Annotated in this window: 13 protein-coding genes and 1 riboswitch; of the genes, 3 read left to right on the forward strand and 10 right to left on the reverse strand. The window is 46.5% G+C overall.

Going from position 1 to position 14005, the window contains the following annotated elements; translation table 11 throughout:
• Positions 1 to 194: 194 nt before the first annotated feature.
• From E1919_RS00005 to E1919_RS00040, 8 genes are all read right to left on the reverse strand, one after another.
• Positions 195 to 1256: a M20 family metallo-hydrolase gene (locus E1919_RS00005; RefSeq protein ID WP_162051299.1), complete on the reverse strand. Its 1062-nt coding sequence runs from the start codon at positions 1254 to 1256 to the stop codon at positions 195 to 197.
• A 17-nt stretch (positions 1257 to 1273) separates the two neighbouring features.
• Entirely contained in the window at positions 1274 to 2098 is an 825-nt protein-coding gene (gene proC, locus E1919_RS00010) for a pyrroline-5-carboxylate reductase (RefSeq protein ID WP_162051300.1), read from the reverse strand.
• A gap of 45 nt (positions 2099 to 2143) precedes the next feature.
• Positions 2144 to 2938: an acetylglutamate kinase gene (argB, locus tag E1919_RS00015; RefSeq protein WP_162051301.1), complete on the reverse strand. Its 795-nt coding sequence runs from the start codon at positions 2936 to 2938 to the stop codon at positions 2144 to 2146.
• A 72-nt stretch (positions 2939 to 3010) separates the two neighbouring features.
• Entirely contained in the window at positions 3011 to 3964 is a 954-nt protein-coding gene (locus tag E1919_RS00020; RefSeq protein WP_162051302.1) for a Rossmann-fold NAD(P)-binding domain-containing protein, read from the reverse strand.
• Entirely contained in the window at positions 3964 to 5118 is a 1155-nt protein-coding gene (locus E1919_RS00025) for an aspartate aminotransferase family protein (protein ID WP_162051303.1), read from the reverse strand. The genes E1919_RS00020 and E1919_RS00025 overlap by 1 nt, the downstream gene beginning before the upstream one ends.
• Positions 5119 to 5214: 96 nt before the next feature.
• The gene (gene argC / locus E1919_RS00030) at positions 5215 to 6222 is read right to left on the reverse strand and encodes an N-acetyl-gamma-glutamyl-phosphate reductase (RefSeq protein ID WP_162051304.1); all 1008 of its coding nucleotides are present in this window, start codon (positions 6220 to 6222) and stop codon (positions 5215 to 5217) included.
• Positions 6207 to 7412 (reverse strand): argininosuccinate synthase, encoded by a 1206-nt coding sequence (locus E1919_RS00035; protein ID WP_162051305.1) that lies wholly within the window; start codon positions 7410 to 7412, stop codon positions 6207 to 6209. The genes argC and E1919_RS00035 overlap by 16 nt, the downstream gene beginning before the upstream one ends.
• 29 nt (positions 7413 to 7441) lie before the next feature.
• On the reverse strand, positions 7442 to 8119 hold the full coding sequence (locus tag E1919_RS00040; protein ID WP_162051306.1) for a GNAT family N-acetyltransferase: 678 nt from the start codon (positions 8117 to 8119) through the stop codon (positions 7442 to 7444).
• 578 nt (positions 8120 to 8697) lie between these two features.
• Between E1919_RS00040 and E1919_RS00045 the strand changes: the two genes are divergently transcribed.
• On the forward strand, positions 8698 to 8994 hold the full coding sequence (locus tag E1919_RS00045) for a hypothetical protein (protein ID WP_162051307.1): 297 nt from the start codon (positions 8698 to 8700) through the stop codon (positions 8992 to 8994).
• A gap of 6 nt (positions 8995 to 9000) precedes the next feature.
• Here the strand turns inward: E1919_RS00045 and E1919_RS00050 are convergent, their stop codons facing one another.
• Positions 9001 to 10257: an aspartyl protease family protein gene (locus E1919_RS00050; protein ID WP_162051308.1), complete on the reverse strand. Its 1257-nt coding sequence runs from the start codon at positions 10255 to 10257 to the stop codon at positions 9001 to 9003.
• Positions 10258 to 10407: 150 nt separating this feature from the next.
• Complete coding sequence (locus E1919_RS00055; RefSeq protein ID WP_162051309.1) at positions 10408 to 11745, reverse strand: voltage-gated chloride channel family protein; 1338 nt, start codon at positions 11743 to 11745, stop codon at positions 10408 to 10410.
• A gap of 45 nt (positions 11746 to 11790) precedes the next feature.
• Positions 11791 to 11863: riboswitch (Fluoride riboswitch) on the reverse strand.
• Between the two features lie 154 nt (positions 11864 to 12017).
• On the opposite strand from E1919_RS00055, the gene E1919_RS00060 reads away from it, so the two are divergent.
• Together E1919_RS00060 and E1919_RS00065 are read left to right on the forward strand one after the other, a co-directional pair.
• Positions 12018 to 13307 carry a tyrosine-type recombinase/integrase gene (locus E1919_RS00060; protein ID WP_162051310.1) on the forward strand — a complete coding sequence of 430 codons (1290 nt, stop codon included), beginning with the start codon at positions 12018 to 12020 and terminating at the stop codon, positions 13305 to 13307.
• A gap of 116 nt (positions 13308 to 13423) precedes the next feature.
• Positions 13424 to 13705, forward strand: coding sequence for a hypothetical protein (locus E1919_RS00065; protein ID WP_162051311.1), 282 nt, complete (start codon positions 13424 to 13426; stop codon positions 13703 to 13705).
• Positions 13706 to 14005 lie beyond the last annotated feature (300 nt).

Here is a 14005-nt window from a genome sequence, read left to right on the forward strand (position 1 = left end):
AGGACTGCAGCTGCTCGAGCAACTCCTCCTTGCCTTCTAATAATCCTTCTACACTTACCTCCATCCTGCAAAGCTACAGCTACTTATAGCTTTGCACAACTCCTTAGCCTGACGGCTATGGTCAAAACACGCAGCAAGTGCGAGTGTTGTTAGGTTAGTTCATTTATCGAATCAAAGACAGAACTGCTTTTATTTTAAACCACCTGCTCCAGCAGCTCTATATATAGCTTAATTCCCTCCTCTATTTCTGACACATAAATAAATTCATCAGCCATGTGAGAGCGGCCGGAAAATCCTGGGCCCAATTTGAGGGAAGGAACAGATAGCAGCGCCTGGTCTGAGGTCGTGGGAGAACCATAAGTCTGGCGGCCCATCCGAATGCCAGCCTGCACCAAAGGATGCACTAAAGGTATAGAAGAAGGTTTCAGACGCATGGAACGGGGTTTTACTTCCGCTTTTACATGCTGCTCTATTACCTCCATCACTTCCTCCATAGTATAAGCATCCGTTAAACGAACATCTACGGTAAAATGACAGCTGTCTGGTACCACGTTATGCTGCGTTCCTGCCTGCACCATCGTCACGCTCATCTTTACAGGACCTAGGTACTCAGACTCCTTCTGGAATTTATACTGCTGAAACCACTGTATATCCGGCAGTGCTTCGTATATCGCATTGAGTCCTTCTTCCCGGGCTGCATGGCCTGCCTTGCCTTTCGCCTCACAATCCAGCACCAGCAGGCCTTTTTCCGCTATGGCAAGTTGCATTTCGGTAGGTTCGCCTACAATGGCGGCCTCTAAGGTTCCCAACTGCGGCAAAATCAGCTCTATACCATTTCTGCCGGAGATTTCTTCCTCCGCTGTCGCTGCTAATACAAGATTATACTTTAGGTCCTTTCTTTCATAGAAATGCATGAAAGCAGCAATAAGCGAGACAAGGCATCCACCGGCGTCGTTACTGCCAAGTCCAAACAACTTATCTTCTTCTATCGCAGCCTCAAAAGGATTTCGCGTCCAGCTGGGATTCGGCTTTACCGTGTCGTGGTGCGAGTTTAGCAGGATAGTGGGTCTTGAAGCATCATAGTATTTGTTAAATGCCCACACATTGTGCTGCTCCCGGTAAATGCTTACCCTATGCTCTTCCAGGAAATGCGCAATGATAGCTGCTGTGTTGCTTTCTTCTTTGCTGAAGGATTGGGTTTGAATCAATTGTTTCAGCAGTTCAACAGCTTCTTCGTAGAGTTTACGGGGCGTCATTAACAAGGTACTTTTATTTATTTTTCTTTATGATAAAGCTGTTCGGCTTTCTGAGAGGAAGTTTTGATACCTTTTATTAAAGCGGAACTGAAACCGTTATGCTCCATTTCGTTTAAACCGGCAATTGTGCAGCCTTTCGGAGACGTTACTTTGTCTATCTCGTTCTCAGGGTGGCTTTGGAAATGCAGCAGCAGAGAGGCGGCCCCTTTTGCTGTCTGGGCAGCCATACGCAGCGCATCTGCCGCATGAAATCCGATTTCAGTGCCTCCTTGAGTGGCAGCCCGGATAGAGCGCAGGAAAAAGGCAATGCCACAGGCACAAAGGGCTGTAGCCGAGGTCATCAGCTCTTCCTCTATCTCCACCGTATCTCCCACCGCATCGAAAATATCCCTCACCAGGTTCAGGTTTTCTTCAGAAGCTTTGTTGCCAGCAATGCAAGTCATGGATTCGCGTATGGCAATAGCGGTATTCGGCATGGCACGAATTACCTGCAGCCCCATTTTTCCTACCCGCTCCACAATGTCTGTTACCATCACCCCGGTCACAATAGAAATAAAGAGGTGGCGCTGCACATCCACCTTCTCAGCCACGGAGTCTAACACAAAATCAAGCTGCTGCGGCAACATGCTCAGGATGATAATGTCGGCCTCTTCCACCGCACGTGCATTGTCGCTGGTTATCAGGTACCCTTCTTTTTCTAGGCTTTCAAGCGCCCGCAGGTTCCGGCGGGTCAGGGTGATGGCCGTAGGTTTGTATTTACCGGATGCCACCATGCCTTTGGCCAGCGCAATTCCCATATTGCCTCCGCCAAGTATGGCTACTTTTTTTACTTCTAAACTCATGATAATCTCTTTAAGGATGCATTAGGGACTATACCCTTACTAAAGCTATAGCGTAAGCAGTGTTCCTGCCTTTCCGCCTGCTACAATATCATTAATTTCGGCAGCATCTCCAATCTGCACGGCTTTTACTCCCTGGCCCAGTGCAGCGAAGGCATTATCCAGTTTAGGTATCATTCCCTCTGAAACCACGCCTGTGTCTTTCAGCTCTTGAAATGTTGCCTGATTTATATGTGAAATCACAGATGTATCGTCGGTGGGATCCTGCAACACCCCCTTTTTCTCAAAACAGTACGTCAACTTCACCTGGTACAGCGGAGCCAAAGCGGTTGCCAAAACAGAGGCAATGGTATCAGCATTGGTATTTAAAAGGCTGCCATCCCCATCATGCGTTAAAGGCGCAAAGACAGGCGTTACATCTAAGGTTAACAGCCCATGCAGTACCTCCACATTAATGCTTCTGTTGCCAGCCACATCACCTGCAAAGCCGTAATCCACCTCCCGCACAGGCCTTTTAGAGGCGAGTATGGTATTGGCATCAGCACCCGTCAAGCCTATAGCGTTACAGCTAAATGCCTGCAGCTGCGCTACTACCTGCTTATTAATCAGTCCGCCATAAACCATCGTCACCAGTTCCAGGGTCTCTGCATCCGTTATCCGGCGGCCCTCCATATACTTAGGTATGATACCAAGCCGCTGGCCAATGGTAGAGGCAATTTTCCCGCCACCGTGCACTAGTATTTTAGCACCCGGAAACGATGCAAAATCGCTTAGGAAGCGCTGCAGGTGCGTCGGTTTGTCCAGTATGTTGCCACCAATCTTGATGATGTTTAGCTCTTGCATAGGTTATTACTTAGAAGCTTGCCAGAAAGCTCACTTGTCTTGTAACAAGTGAGGTCTGTGCGGCTATCATTGTTAATTTAATCCTTCCAGGAGCCGCTTCAGTACGGTCTGCGCAGCGTAGGTGCGGTTGTTTGCCTGCTCAAGCACCAGGGAGTTTGGCCCGTCCAGTATTTCATCGCTGAGCTCCACGTTGCGGCGCACCGGCAGGCAGTGCATCACTTTCGCGTTGTTGGTTCCTTTCAGCTTTTCGTTTGTCATCATCCAACCTTCGCCATCCGTCAGCACTTTGCCATATTCAGTGTAGCTCGACCAGTTTTTAACGTATACGAAATCGGCATCCTGCAGCGCTTCCTGCTGGTTGGTCGTTACCTGCGCATTTCTTGTAAATTCATCTGCCAGTTCATACCCCTCAGGGTGCGTAATTACCAGGTCTACATCTGCCTGTCCCATCCATTCGGCAAAAGAGTTAGCCACGCACTGTGGGATTGCTTTCACATGCGGTGCCCAAGTCAGGACAACTTTGGGGCGTTTGCCTGCCGGTGTGTTTTCTGTGATGGTCAGCAAATCGGCAAAGCTTTGCAGCGGGTGGCGCGTGGCGGACTCAAGGCTCACGACCGGCACTTTGCAGTAAGAAATGAACTTATGCAGCAGGTCTTCATTGTAATCCTCCTCCCGGCTCTGCAGCTTTGGGAAAGAACGGATGCCGATGATGTCGCAGTACTGCCCCATCACAGCCGCTGCATCTTTTATATGTTCCACCGTGCTGCCGTTCATGATGGCCCCATCCTGCGTCTCCAGCGCCCAGCCTTCTTTGTCAAGGTTCATTACCATCACGTTCATGCCCAGGTTGGCACCAGCTATCTGAGTGCTCATGCGGGTGCGCAGGCTTGGGTTGAGAAAGAGCAGGCCCAGCGTTCTGTTCTGTCCCAACTCTTTATCTTGATATGGATTTTGCTTCAGTTGCTGTGCTTCTTTTACCAAATCTTTTAAATCGGCTACATCCTGCACAGAAGTAAATTTTTTCATTAATTAGCTTGTATGGTAGAAGTGTGAAGAACGGATTCAAAAGCAGACAGGAAAGTGTCTACCTCACGGGCGCCGATGCACAAAGGCGGCAGGAGGCGCAATGTGTTTTTGTCTGAGGACGAACCGGTGAAAATGCCGTGCTCGGTCAGCAGTTGCTTCCGGATGGGTGCGCAAGGTTCCTCTAACTCCACTCCAATCATCAAGCCTTCTCCGCGCACTTCCCGCACACCCGGAAACTGACGCAGGGCTTCATTCAACCTTTTACCGATGTGCTGCGCGTTTTCCAGCAGGTTCTCCTCCTCTATTACTTCTAGCACCGCTAGTGCAGCCACACAAGCCAGGTAATTCCCGCCAAAGGTAGTGCCCAGAAGGCCATGCTTCGCTTCTATTTTAGGGTGAATGAGTACACCCGCCACCGGAAAGCCATTTCCCATTCCCTTGGCAACGGTTATTAAATCAGGTTTTACGTCTGTATACTGGTGCGCAAAGAACTTGCCGGTGCGGCCGTATCCTGTCTGTACCTCATCCAGAATCAACAACGCTCCTACGCGCTCACAGCCAGCGGCAACTTCCTTCAGAAAGGCTCCTTCCGGTGCATGTACACCACCTACTCCCTGTATACCCTCTACAATCACAGCAGCCAGTTCCGGCCCATGCACTTTGAGTGCATAGTTGAAGGCTTCTGTGTCATTTAAAGGAACAAATACGACGTTTTCCGATTCGTTGATAGGCGCCTGTATGGCAGGGTTATCTGTTACAGCCACGGCAGCAGAGGTACGGCCATGGAAAGCACCTTTAAACGCCAGCACCTTTCTACGACCTGTATGGAAAGAGGCCAGCTTCAGGGCATTTTCATTTGCCTCAGCACCGGAACTGCACAGAAACAGGTTATAGTCCTCGTAGCCACTCAGCTTTCCTAACTTTTCTGCCAGCTCCTGCTGAAGGGGCATTTGCACAGAGTTTGAATAAAAACCGATGTTGTACAGTTGGCGTGCCATGCGCTTTACATAATGCGGATGGCTGTGGCCGATGGAGATAACTGCGTGGCCGCCATAAAGGTCGAGGTAGCGTCTGCCATGCTCGTCCCAAAGGTAGGCGCCTTGTGCTTTTACAGGTGTAATATCGAAGAGCGGATAAACGTCGAATAAATTCATATAAATGAAGTTAGAGGTAAGAGGTTAAACAATAAAGGAAGTACTTGATGTACATGGCTTGTGTCGTTATTTGTTAATCATTACTTATTATTCAATTTAAAAAGCAGAAGCTTTTAAGTTGAGCCCTGTCCTTTCATTCATGCCGAACAGCAGGTTCATATTTTGAACTGCCTGGCCCGAGGCTCCTTTCAGAAGATTGTCTATCATACTGGTGATGACCAGGTTCTCGCCTTGCTTCTCGATGTATAGCAGGCATTTGTTTGTATTCACCACTTGCTTCAGGTCTGGTGTAGTAGAGCTGATGCTAACAAATGGGTGCTCCTTATAGTAGGCTTCGTACAATGCTGTGGCTTCGCTCTGGCTCAGGCTGCTGCGCAGGTAGGAAGTGCACAGGATACCACGTGTAAACGGCCCCCTGTAAGGCACAAAGTTTATTTCAGACAATTCTCCTTCCTGCAGCCCTTGCAATGTTCGGCGTATCTCGTGCAGGTGCTGATGGTTCAGCACCTTATAGTTCGAGATGTTACTGCTACGCCAGCTGTAGTGCGAGGTGGCACTTAGGCTTTGGCCGGCACCAGTGCTACCGGTAATGCCGCTTACATGTACTTCTTTTGTCAGTAGCTTTTCTGCAGCCAAAGGAAGCAGGGCCAGTTGCATAGCGGTGGCAAAGCAACCTGGATTTGCGATGTTATCCGCTTCCTTTATGGCATTTCGCTGTAGCTCAGGCAAGCCGTAAACAAAAGTGCGACCGGCACCACTAACAGTGGCTTCTGTTATACTTTCATTCCATCGGAAGTCCTGGCTCAGGTCTATAATTTTCATATGCTGCGGCAGGTCACTGGCTTCTACAAACTTTTTTGCTTCGCCATGCCCTACACAAAGAAACAGCACATCCACGTCCGGCTGAAGTTCATCTGTAAAGGAAAGCTCGGTGTCACCAAGTAAATCTTTATGCACCTCATACACGGGCTTGCCTGCCTGGCTGTTGCTGTGCACAAAAGCAAGCTGCACGTTCGGGTGGTGTACCAGGAGGCGAAGCAATTCTCCTCCTGTATAGCCTGCGCCGCCTACAATACCTGCTTTCACGCTTAATCCGTCGCCCATGCCGCTTCGTTGTTGATGCTGTGATACATTTTACTCTGGTTGCCGAAAATTTTTGCAAATCCTTTTACATCGTCCGATGTCCAGGCGCGGTTCATTTCGCCATAGGTGCCGAACTTGTTGCTCATCAAATCATGCACACTCTCGATGCCTTCTACCTGGAAGCGGTAAGGCGCCAGCAGCACATGCACCTTGCCCGTCACGTTTTGCTGCGTGCTCTCCAGGAAAGCCTCAATGTCGCGCATGGTCGGGTCCAGCAGCTGCCCCTCGTGCAGCCAGTTGCCATACCATACCGACAGCTGGTCTTTCCAGTAAAGCTGCCATTTCGTGAGCACGTGTTTTTCCAGGGTATGGTGTGCTTTGATGATAACCATCGGAGCAGCAGCCTCGAAACCTACACGTCCCTTGATGCCTATGATAGTGTCTCCCACATGTATGTCGCGGCCAATGGCGAATGGCGCAGCTAACTCCTGCAGGTGCTGGATAGCCTGCACCGGGTGCTCAAACGTGTGGTCATTTACGCCAGTCAGTTCACCTTTTGTAAAGTGCAGCGTCACACGCTCCGGCTCCTGCTTGCTGAGTGGTGTCGGATAAGCTTCCTCTGGTAATGGCAGATGCGATGTCAGCGTTTCTTTCCCTCCCACTGAAGTTCCCCAGATACCTTTATTGATGGAATATTGCGCCTTTTTAAAGTCCATCTCCACGCCATGCTGCTTCAGGTACTCTATTTCCTCCTCGCGCGATAGCTTTTTGTCACGGATAGGCGTGATGATCTCTACCTCTGGTATAATGGCCTGAAAAATCATGTCGAAACGCACCTGGTCGTTTCCAGCGCCAGTGCTGCCATGGGCAACATAATCAGCGTCTATTGTTTTAGCATAGTTGGCGATGGCCAGCGCCTGCGTTACGCGCTCTGCACTCACCGACAGCGGATACACGTTGTTCTTGAGCACATTTCCGAAAACCAGGAAGCGGATACAGCTGTTATAGAAGTTTTCTGTTTCATCCAGATGCGTGTGCTTCTTAGAGCCCATAGCGTAAGCGCGACGCTTAATATCTTCCAGCTCATCCGCAGAAAAACCACCGGTGTCTACAATGGCTGTGTATACTTCCAGGCCCAGTTCCTGGGCAAGGTAGATGGCACAATAAGAGGTATCCAATCCGCCACTAAAGGCTAAAACTACTTTTTTCATTCTGTTTTCTTTTTCAGATTAAGGGTAAATTAAGCTGCCGACACTTTACTGGCGTTCTCTGGTTGTTGGTTTGGACGCTGCCGATGACGCATCCAACGCTCCTGTACGCTGTTAGCTTTTGGCTGTGGCTGCTTCTCTACTACTGGCAAAGCCATATAACTTTCTTCTTTTTCAGGATCATAAAGCATGGCTGTGCAAAGGCAGTTCGTGCGGTTTTTACTCTGCAGAATCTCGAAGTTCACGCAGCTGCGGCAGCCCTTCCAGAATTCCTCATCATCCGTCAGTTCAGAAAACGTTACCGGTTTATATCCCAAACTGGAGTTAATGCGCATCACAGGCAAGGCGGTAGTTAATCCAAAGATCTTCGCGTCCGGATATTTGGTGCGCGACAGTTCGAATATCTTCTTCTTGATCTGCCGGGCAAGGCCGCTCTTGCGCAATGTTGGCGATACTATCAGACCGGAGTTTGCAACATATTTACCATGTCCCCAGGTTTCGATATAGCAGAAACCGGCCCAGGTACCATCCGGGTGCAGCGCAATGACCGCTTTGCCTTCCTGCATTTTCTGTGCAATGTAATCTGGCGAACGTTTGGCAATGCCTGTTCCCCTGGCTTTCGCCGATTCCTCCATTTCCTGGCATATCTGCAGTGCATGGACGATGTGTTGCTCTCCGGCAACGGTAACAATGAACACTGATTGATTCATCTTTTTAGAAAATGATATAGCCCTGCTGTGGGAAGCACAGCGTAATTACAAAGTATAAAAAAAGAAAAAGTAGCTTTGGCCGGCATTCATTGATGAGCCTGGCGTCTTTAGCTATTCGGGAAGATTATTAGAAATATGACTACCACATAGGCAGTCGGTAAGCACGCCGGCCTAGGGCCTGTAGCGGACTATAGAGGTAGCTGTTATAGAAACTAGCCTTGTGGAAAGGATAGAAAAAGTCGCACGCTTCGTGTTTGAAGAGTGTTTTATCACTGATGATGATAAAAGCGCCTTTTTTTGCATTGACTTAGTAAATCGTTTAAAATTGAGCACATTACCTTATACCCAAATGAACAATACAAATGTTTCATTTTAATTTTGATATTTCAAAGTTTTGAACGCAAAATTTTGAAATTTAATGTAAATCATAGTTAATCTTAGCTAATACAGCAGGATTATGTACCTCCAAACTAGGAAATTTCACTTTAAGGTTTTGTTCAAATCAACTTTATGGGGCAAATGCGCTATCTTGCGAATTATTTGCTGCTCCTCTGCAGCCATAAACGTGCTTGCATTACATGAGAAAACTTTCCATTCGGGTTATCGCCGGAATCCTCTTTTCTGCTATAGGCATGGTATCTCTGTTTCTGACCCGTGAAGCACTGACAGCAGCCATCTGGTTGAGTTTTGGGAATGGCCTTATCCTGTCAGACCTGCGATTTTCAGCGACGGATGAAAAAGGAAACACTTATGTAAAGCCTGTTCCAAAGGCAAGATACTATACTGCCATCTTTCTGATTGTTTTCGCCATACTGCTGCTGGCGCTCCAGATTTACCTGGATGTGCAGGATGCTGGAGCAAATGAAACAAATTAACAAGCGCTAAATGCGGCTTTGCAACACCAGGTCTACATCCAGGATTTCCTGCTGCCGCTTCACCCGCAGACGCAGCGTACGACCGGGTTTGCTTTTTAAGATTTCTAGCAGCTCTGGCAACATAAGTTCATGGCATTTTCGCCCGTTAATGTTCAGGAGTTGATCCCCGGGCTCAAGTCCTAAGAGTTTGGCAGGAGAATCTTCCACTACATTGGAAATAACGTAGAAATTGGTACCAGGTAAGGGTGTTACCACCTCAAAACCAGCCATATTGTAATTAAATGGTTCTTTAAACCTGCTGTTAGGAATGAGCGTGAGGCGACCGTGCGGGTAATCAAAAACAGCTGTGAACCGGGAGAGTACGTCTGAGCCCAGATTTCCGTTCCGGCCCCCCAGATTAATAGCTAACTTTATCGACTCCTCATCAGGGTAAGAAGCGGGCAAATTTTCTAACTCATACCTGCCTAATGCAAAAGCTTGGAGCCTGCCTATCTTGCCATGCAAATCACCACTCAGCCCCCTGCCCAAATATGCTTTCATTACTTTAGGAGGCAGTGTAAGGCGTCCATCGGAAGGCAGGTAAAGAGAAAGGCTATTGCTTGCACCTGTATCTATAACCAATTTAACTTTTACTGTATCGCCATTATGCTGCCGCACATTTCCATAAACGTATGCTTTTGTTCCTTCTATGTGCAAGGGATACTCCTCGGCTTTACGTTTTTTCTTTAACTCAACGTCAGGCCGGTAAAGCGTCAGGTACTTGCTGCTATAGTTTATTTTTATAATAAAGTTTTTAAAAATATCGTAGCCTATAATGCCATGCACTGGCATGCCCATATAACTGGAAAGGTCAAACACATCTTCTAACAGCACATACACACGATGGTTGATGCCTTTTATTCCCCGCATAAACATTTCATTGCCGTCAGATTCATAGGCTTCTATGGAATGTCCCTCTCCTAATCCTTGAATCGTGATTTTATTTACCTCTTTCAGGTCAAGCGAATCATCATGGAATAGATGGGTAATAAGTGTATTTTTAACTCCGGAGTCAAGGATGAAGTTCAGCGGCTGAGAACCATTTATGCGAACAGGAATGACGATGAGGTTGTGTACCAGTTCGAAAGGAATGTTAATCTTCTTTCGTTTGGAAGTGAAAAAGACTGTGTCACTGTCCATACTCAGCGCCTCCTGGGCCTGTACCGGGTAATGCAGCAGGCAAAGGGAAAAGCAAATCAGCATCAGGAATTTAACTCGTGCCATAGCCTGAAACTCTGTGTTGGAACAATAGTAAATACGCTATTCTTATATACGTATCAAGCCAGAGTAGAGGTAATTCGTTCCCTGATTATCAAAAGATTAGCCGCAGGTTAAGGAAAAGTTTGAGAGGTGCCTGTTCGAGCTGAGGCTGCTTTACTCCCTCTTTCTGCGCGATGCTGCCACCGATGATATATCCTGCCCTTTTTCGCGGCCGAAGAAGAGGTGCTTAGGGGTGCCAATAATCTGTGACCCGTATATGCCGGAATGGCCGGAGAAAATGTAAGCGGTAACGCAGGCTAAAGCCATAAATACGCTGCTTTCTGCACCAAACAATTCAATTGCCATGATGGTGCAGGTAAGGGGGGTGTTAGTGGCACCGGAAAATACAGCAACAAAGCCCATGCCCGCCAGCAGGGCCATGGGCAGCGGAATGACGCCTGATAAAGCATTGCCCAGGGTGGCACCGGTAAAGAAAAGCGGCGTTACCTCTCCCCCTTTGAACCCCGCTCCAAGGGTAAAGGCGGTGAGTATAACTTTTACAATGGAAGCATACCACGGTTGAGCCACTTCAAATGCTTGCAGAATTGTCGGGATGCCTAGGCCAATGTATTTGGTGGTGCCCATGCCCCAGACTACGATGGCAATAACAGCCCCACCCAGCAAAGGCCGGAAGGGAGCATACGAGATACGTTGCTGAAACTGCTGTGTAAAGAAATTAGTAGATTTTGCAAAGGCCATACCAGCAACACCAAATACAGCCCCTGCCCCCAATGCAGAAGCAATACCCGATGCGTTCATATCAGGTACAAAAGGAATGGCAAAATGCATATGACCAACACCCCAGGCCAGGCAGACATAATCTGCAATAACAGCCGCAAGAAAGCTTGGCAAGAGGGCTTCGTAGCGCAGACGGCCTAATATAAACACCTCCAGCCCAAAAATGGCACCCGCCAGAGGTGTTCCGAATAAGGAAGCAAACCCGGCGCTAATACCTGTTATAATCAGTATCTTTCGATCACGGGGGCGCAGGCGAAACAGGTAGGTGAACTGGTCAGCAATGGCTCCTCCCATTTGTACTGCCGTGCCCTCCCGTCCGGCAGAGCCCCCAAACAGGTGCGTCACCAGGGTACCCAGCAGTACCAGCGGCGCCATCCGGAAAGGTATTACTTTGCGGGGCCGGTGAATCTCCTCCAGCAGCAGGTTATTTCCTTTCGCAGCGCGACCGGCATAGTAGTGGTATAGCAAGCCAACTACAAAACCGCCAATGGGCAAAAGCCAGATAATCCAGGTATTCGCCTCCCGGTAATTAGTTACCCAATCCAGCGCTACCAGGAATAAAGCTGAGGCAGAGCCTGCCAACACTCCTACCAGCACACAAATGACCAGCCATTTTAATGTGTATAAAAGTGCTGTCGCCTGCTCGCCGGCAGCGAGCGATTTGCTTAGAATCCTTTTAAATAATGATTTTTGAGATGTCGGGCGGTTTTTCATAATCAGCTGAAGACAAATATACAACATTGGCAATCTAATGCTTGCCAATCTGTAGGAGTCATCAGCCTATGCTGCGGGCGCAGGCGGTTTAAGGTGGTATCCCATCACCTTTTAGCGAAGGTACCAAAATAGCCCCTATAATGCAATAAACGCCCTTTCAGGCTGATGACTCCTACAGATTGGCCGCTTGCAAACCCCATTTTTAAGCCCCTTTTTTATAAAAAGTTGTGCATTTGGTTGTGCATAAAGTTGTGCATCATAAAAAAGGAAACATGAAGATTAAGTCACTCATTTACAGGGGTTTTGTCCATATCTACACATCACAGGACAAAAATATTTTAAGAGTTTCTACAGGTGTGAAGGCTTCGAATCTTACAAAACATGGCCTTCTGAGTAAAACAGTTGATGATTATGAAGAAAAGAACAAGCAAATCATCAAGGTTTACAAGCAAGTTGAAAAGGCTTTGGAAGAACACCCTAAACTGACATTCAAGGAGTTAGCCCACTTTGTTAAAACTGGTGAACTACCTGAAGACATTACTCAACTATCTTTCCTTGATGCTTTTGACAGGTTCATCAAAGCCAGCGAAAACGGTGAAAGGAAGACAGAGAAAGGAACAAGGTTAACCAAGGGTACTGTAAAGACATATAAGACCGTTTACAGCAATCTTAAGAAGTTTTCCAGTACTTATGACCTCCAATGGAACAACATCAATGACAGCTTCTATAATGCCTTCTGTGAATACCTCTGGACTAAACTTGATAACTATGATAACTCTGTTGGAAAGAACATCAGGATTGTCAGGTCAATGGTGTTCTGGTGCTATAAGATTGGTATCATCAATACCCTTATTCCTGCAAAGAACTGGAAAGTTTGGAAAGAAGAAATTGATATCATAGTTCTGTATCAGGATGAAATCAGAATGTTAAACCAGATGCCGTTACAGCGTGAAAGGTTAATCAGGACAAGGGACGTATTCATGATGGGTGTTTTCACTTGCTTCAGGGTGAATCACCTGCTAAACCTCACAGAAGAAGATTTGGAGATAGTCAATGGTGAATACTACATCAACACTATAGTAGAGAAAACACAGAAACCTTTAAGAGTAAGGTTAAACACCATTGCTGTGGCAATTATTGAGAAATACAGGCAAAAAGGTAAAACCCTTTTACCTTATATCAATCCACTAAGGTTCAACATTAACCTGAAGTTACTTGCAAAGGAACTTAAAGCCTATCTGAACAAGCTGAAGGAAGTAAACGGGGTTCAGGTTGATGGTAATAATTGGAACAGCAGCTTCAGACGTAGAAGAACTAAGAAGGGAATACATGTTTATGAGTACCTGAAAACTGAAGACTTCATTAGTTCACACGTAATGCGTAGGTCTGGAATAACTAACCTGTTAATGATGGGTATGAACCCTTATGAAGTTCAGATGATTTCAGGACATTCACCCAAATCAGATTCATTCCATAAGTACATCAAATTTAGTTCTGCCATAACTGAGAAGAAACACGTTGATGCATGGACTTCTGCATTAAGCACTATGAAGGTTGCTTGATTTTTACATTAATTTAACTCTACATAGATTTATGACCAAAGAAGATACATTGTATATGGATTTATATATATTTGTAACTCTAAATAAAGATTTAAAGCATCATCAAAAAAGGTGTCATGGAAGCGAAGCTGATAGAAATAATTGAGAATAAACTTAAAGTAACTTTGAAGAAGGATAATAGAAGTTACAATAGAGATTCACCCTATAAGGCAGAAGGAGATGTTTATTCTTTCGTACTAAAAGATTTGATAAACTATGGTCATGCAAAAGATGAAGTTGAAGCAATTGGTGACATTATTAAAGGTGATTTAGGCGATAAGTACCAATTGACTGCTGCTGTAAATGGGTTTGGCAGTGATATCAAAGAAGTGAAGTGTTATATAGTAACAAAAAACTAAATTTGAATAACTTAATATTTGAAGCGTAGTATGTTGGGGATACTACAATGAAGTAGTATTGGGGATACTACAAAAAGAGGGTGGTGTAATGCTACCCTTTCTTTTTAAATATCATTTGTAAAACATATATTTGGTACAAGCTGTGGAACAGCAATCATAATCACTTTTAGGGGTACCTTAATCAAGGTAAAAGAGAAGTAGCAACCTGTGCTTAAGGTTGCTTTTCTTTTTAGGTACCCTGTGTCAAACCAGATATCAGCATGGATGGTATAGACACAAAAAAGGGTAGCTGTTACGCTA

This window comes from Pontibacter pamirensis (assembly GCF_010015475.1).
Classification (GTDB): domain Bacteria; phylum Bacteroidota; class Bacteroidia; order Cytophagales; family Hymenobacteraceae; genus Pontibacter; species Pontibacter pamirensis.

What these genes read in the sequence shown, in the direction of transcription:
- argC (WP_162051304.1), bottom strand. Translation starts at nt 6,222, where the DNA reads ATGGGCGACGGATTAAGCGTGAAAGCAGGTATTGTAGGCGGCGCAGGC.
- E1919_RS00060 (WP_162051310.1), top strand. Translation starts at nt 12,018, where the DNA reads ATGAAGATTAAGTCACTCATTTACAGGGGTTTTGTCCATATCTACACA.
- E1919_RS00025 (WP_162051303.1), bottom strand. Translation starts at nt 5,118, where the DNA reads ATGAATTTATTCGACGTTTATCCGCTCTTCGATATTACACCTGTAAAA.
- E1919_RS00040 (WP_162051306.1), bottom strand. Translation starts at nt 8,119, where the DNA reads ATGAATCAATCAGTGTTCATTGTTACCGTTGCCGGAGAGCAACACATC.
- proC (WP_162051300.1), bottom strand. Translation starts at nt 2,098, where the DNA reads ATGAGTTTAGAAGTAAAAAAAGTAGCCATACTTGGCGGAGGCAATATG.
- E1919_RS00055 (WP_162051309.1), bottom strand. Translation starts at nt 11,745, where the DNA reads ATGAAAAACCGCCCGACATCTCAAAAATCATTATTTAAAAGGATTCTA.
- argB (WP_162051301.1), bottom strand. Translation starts at nt 2,938, where the DNA reads ATGCAAGAGCTAAACATCATCAAGATTGGTGGCAACATACTGGACAAA.
- E1919_RS00020 (WP_162051302.1), bottom strand. Translation starts at nt 3,964, where the DNA reads ATGAAAAAATTTACTTCTGTGCAGGATGTAGCCGATTTAAAAGATTTG.
- E1919_RS00005 (WP_162051299.1), bottom strand. Translation starts at nt 1,256, where the DNA reads ATGACGCCCCGTAAACTCTACGAAGAAGCTGTTGAACTGCTGAAACAA.
- E1919_RS00035 (WP_162051305.1), bottom strand. Translation starts at nt 7,412, where the DNA reads ATGAAAAAAGTAGTTTTAGCCTTTAGTGGCGGATTGGATACCTCTTAT.
- E1919_RS00045 (WP_162051307.1), top strand. Translation starts at nt 8,698, where the DNA reads ATGAGAAAACTTTCCATTCGGGTTATCGCCGGAATCCTCTTTTCTGCT.
- E1919_RS00050 (WP_162051308.1), bottom strand. Translation starts at nt 10,257, where the DNA reads ATGGCACGAGTTAAATTCCTGATGCTGATTTGCTTTTCCCTTTGCCTG.
- E1919_RS00065 (WP_162051311.1), top strand. Translation starts at nt 13,424, where the DNA reads ATGGAAGCGAAGCTGATAGAAATAATTGAGAATAAACTTAAAGTAACT.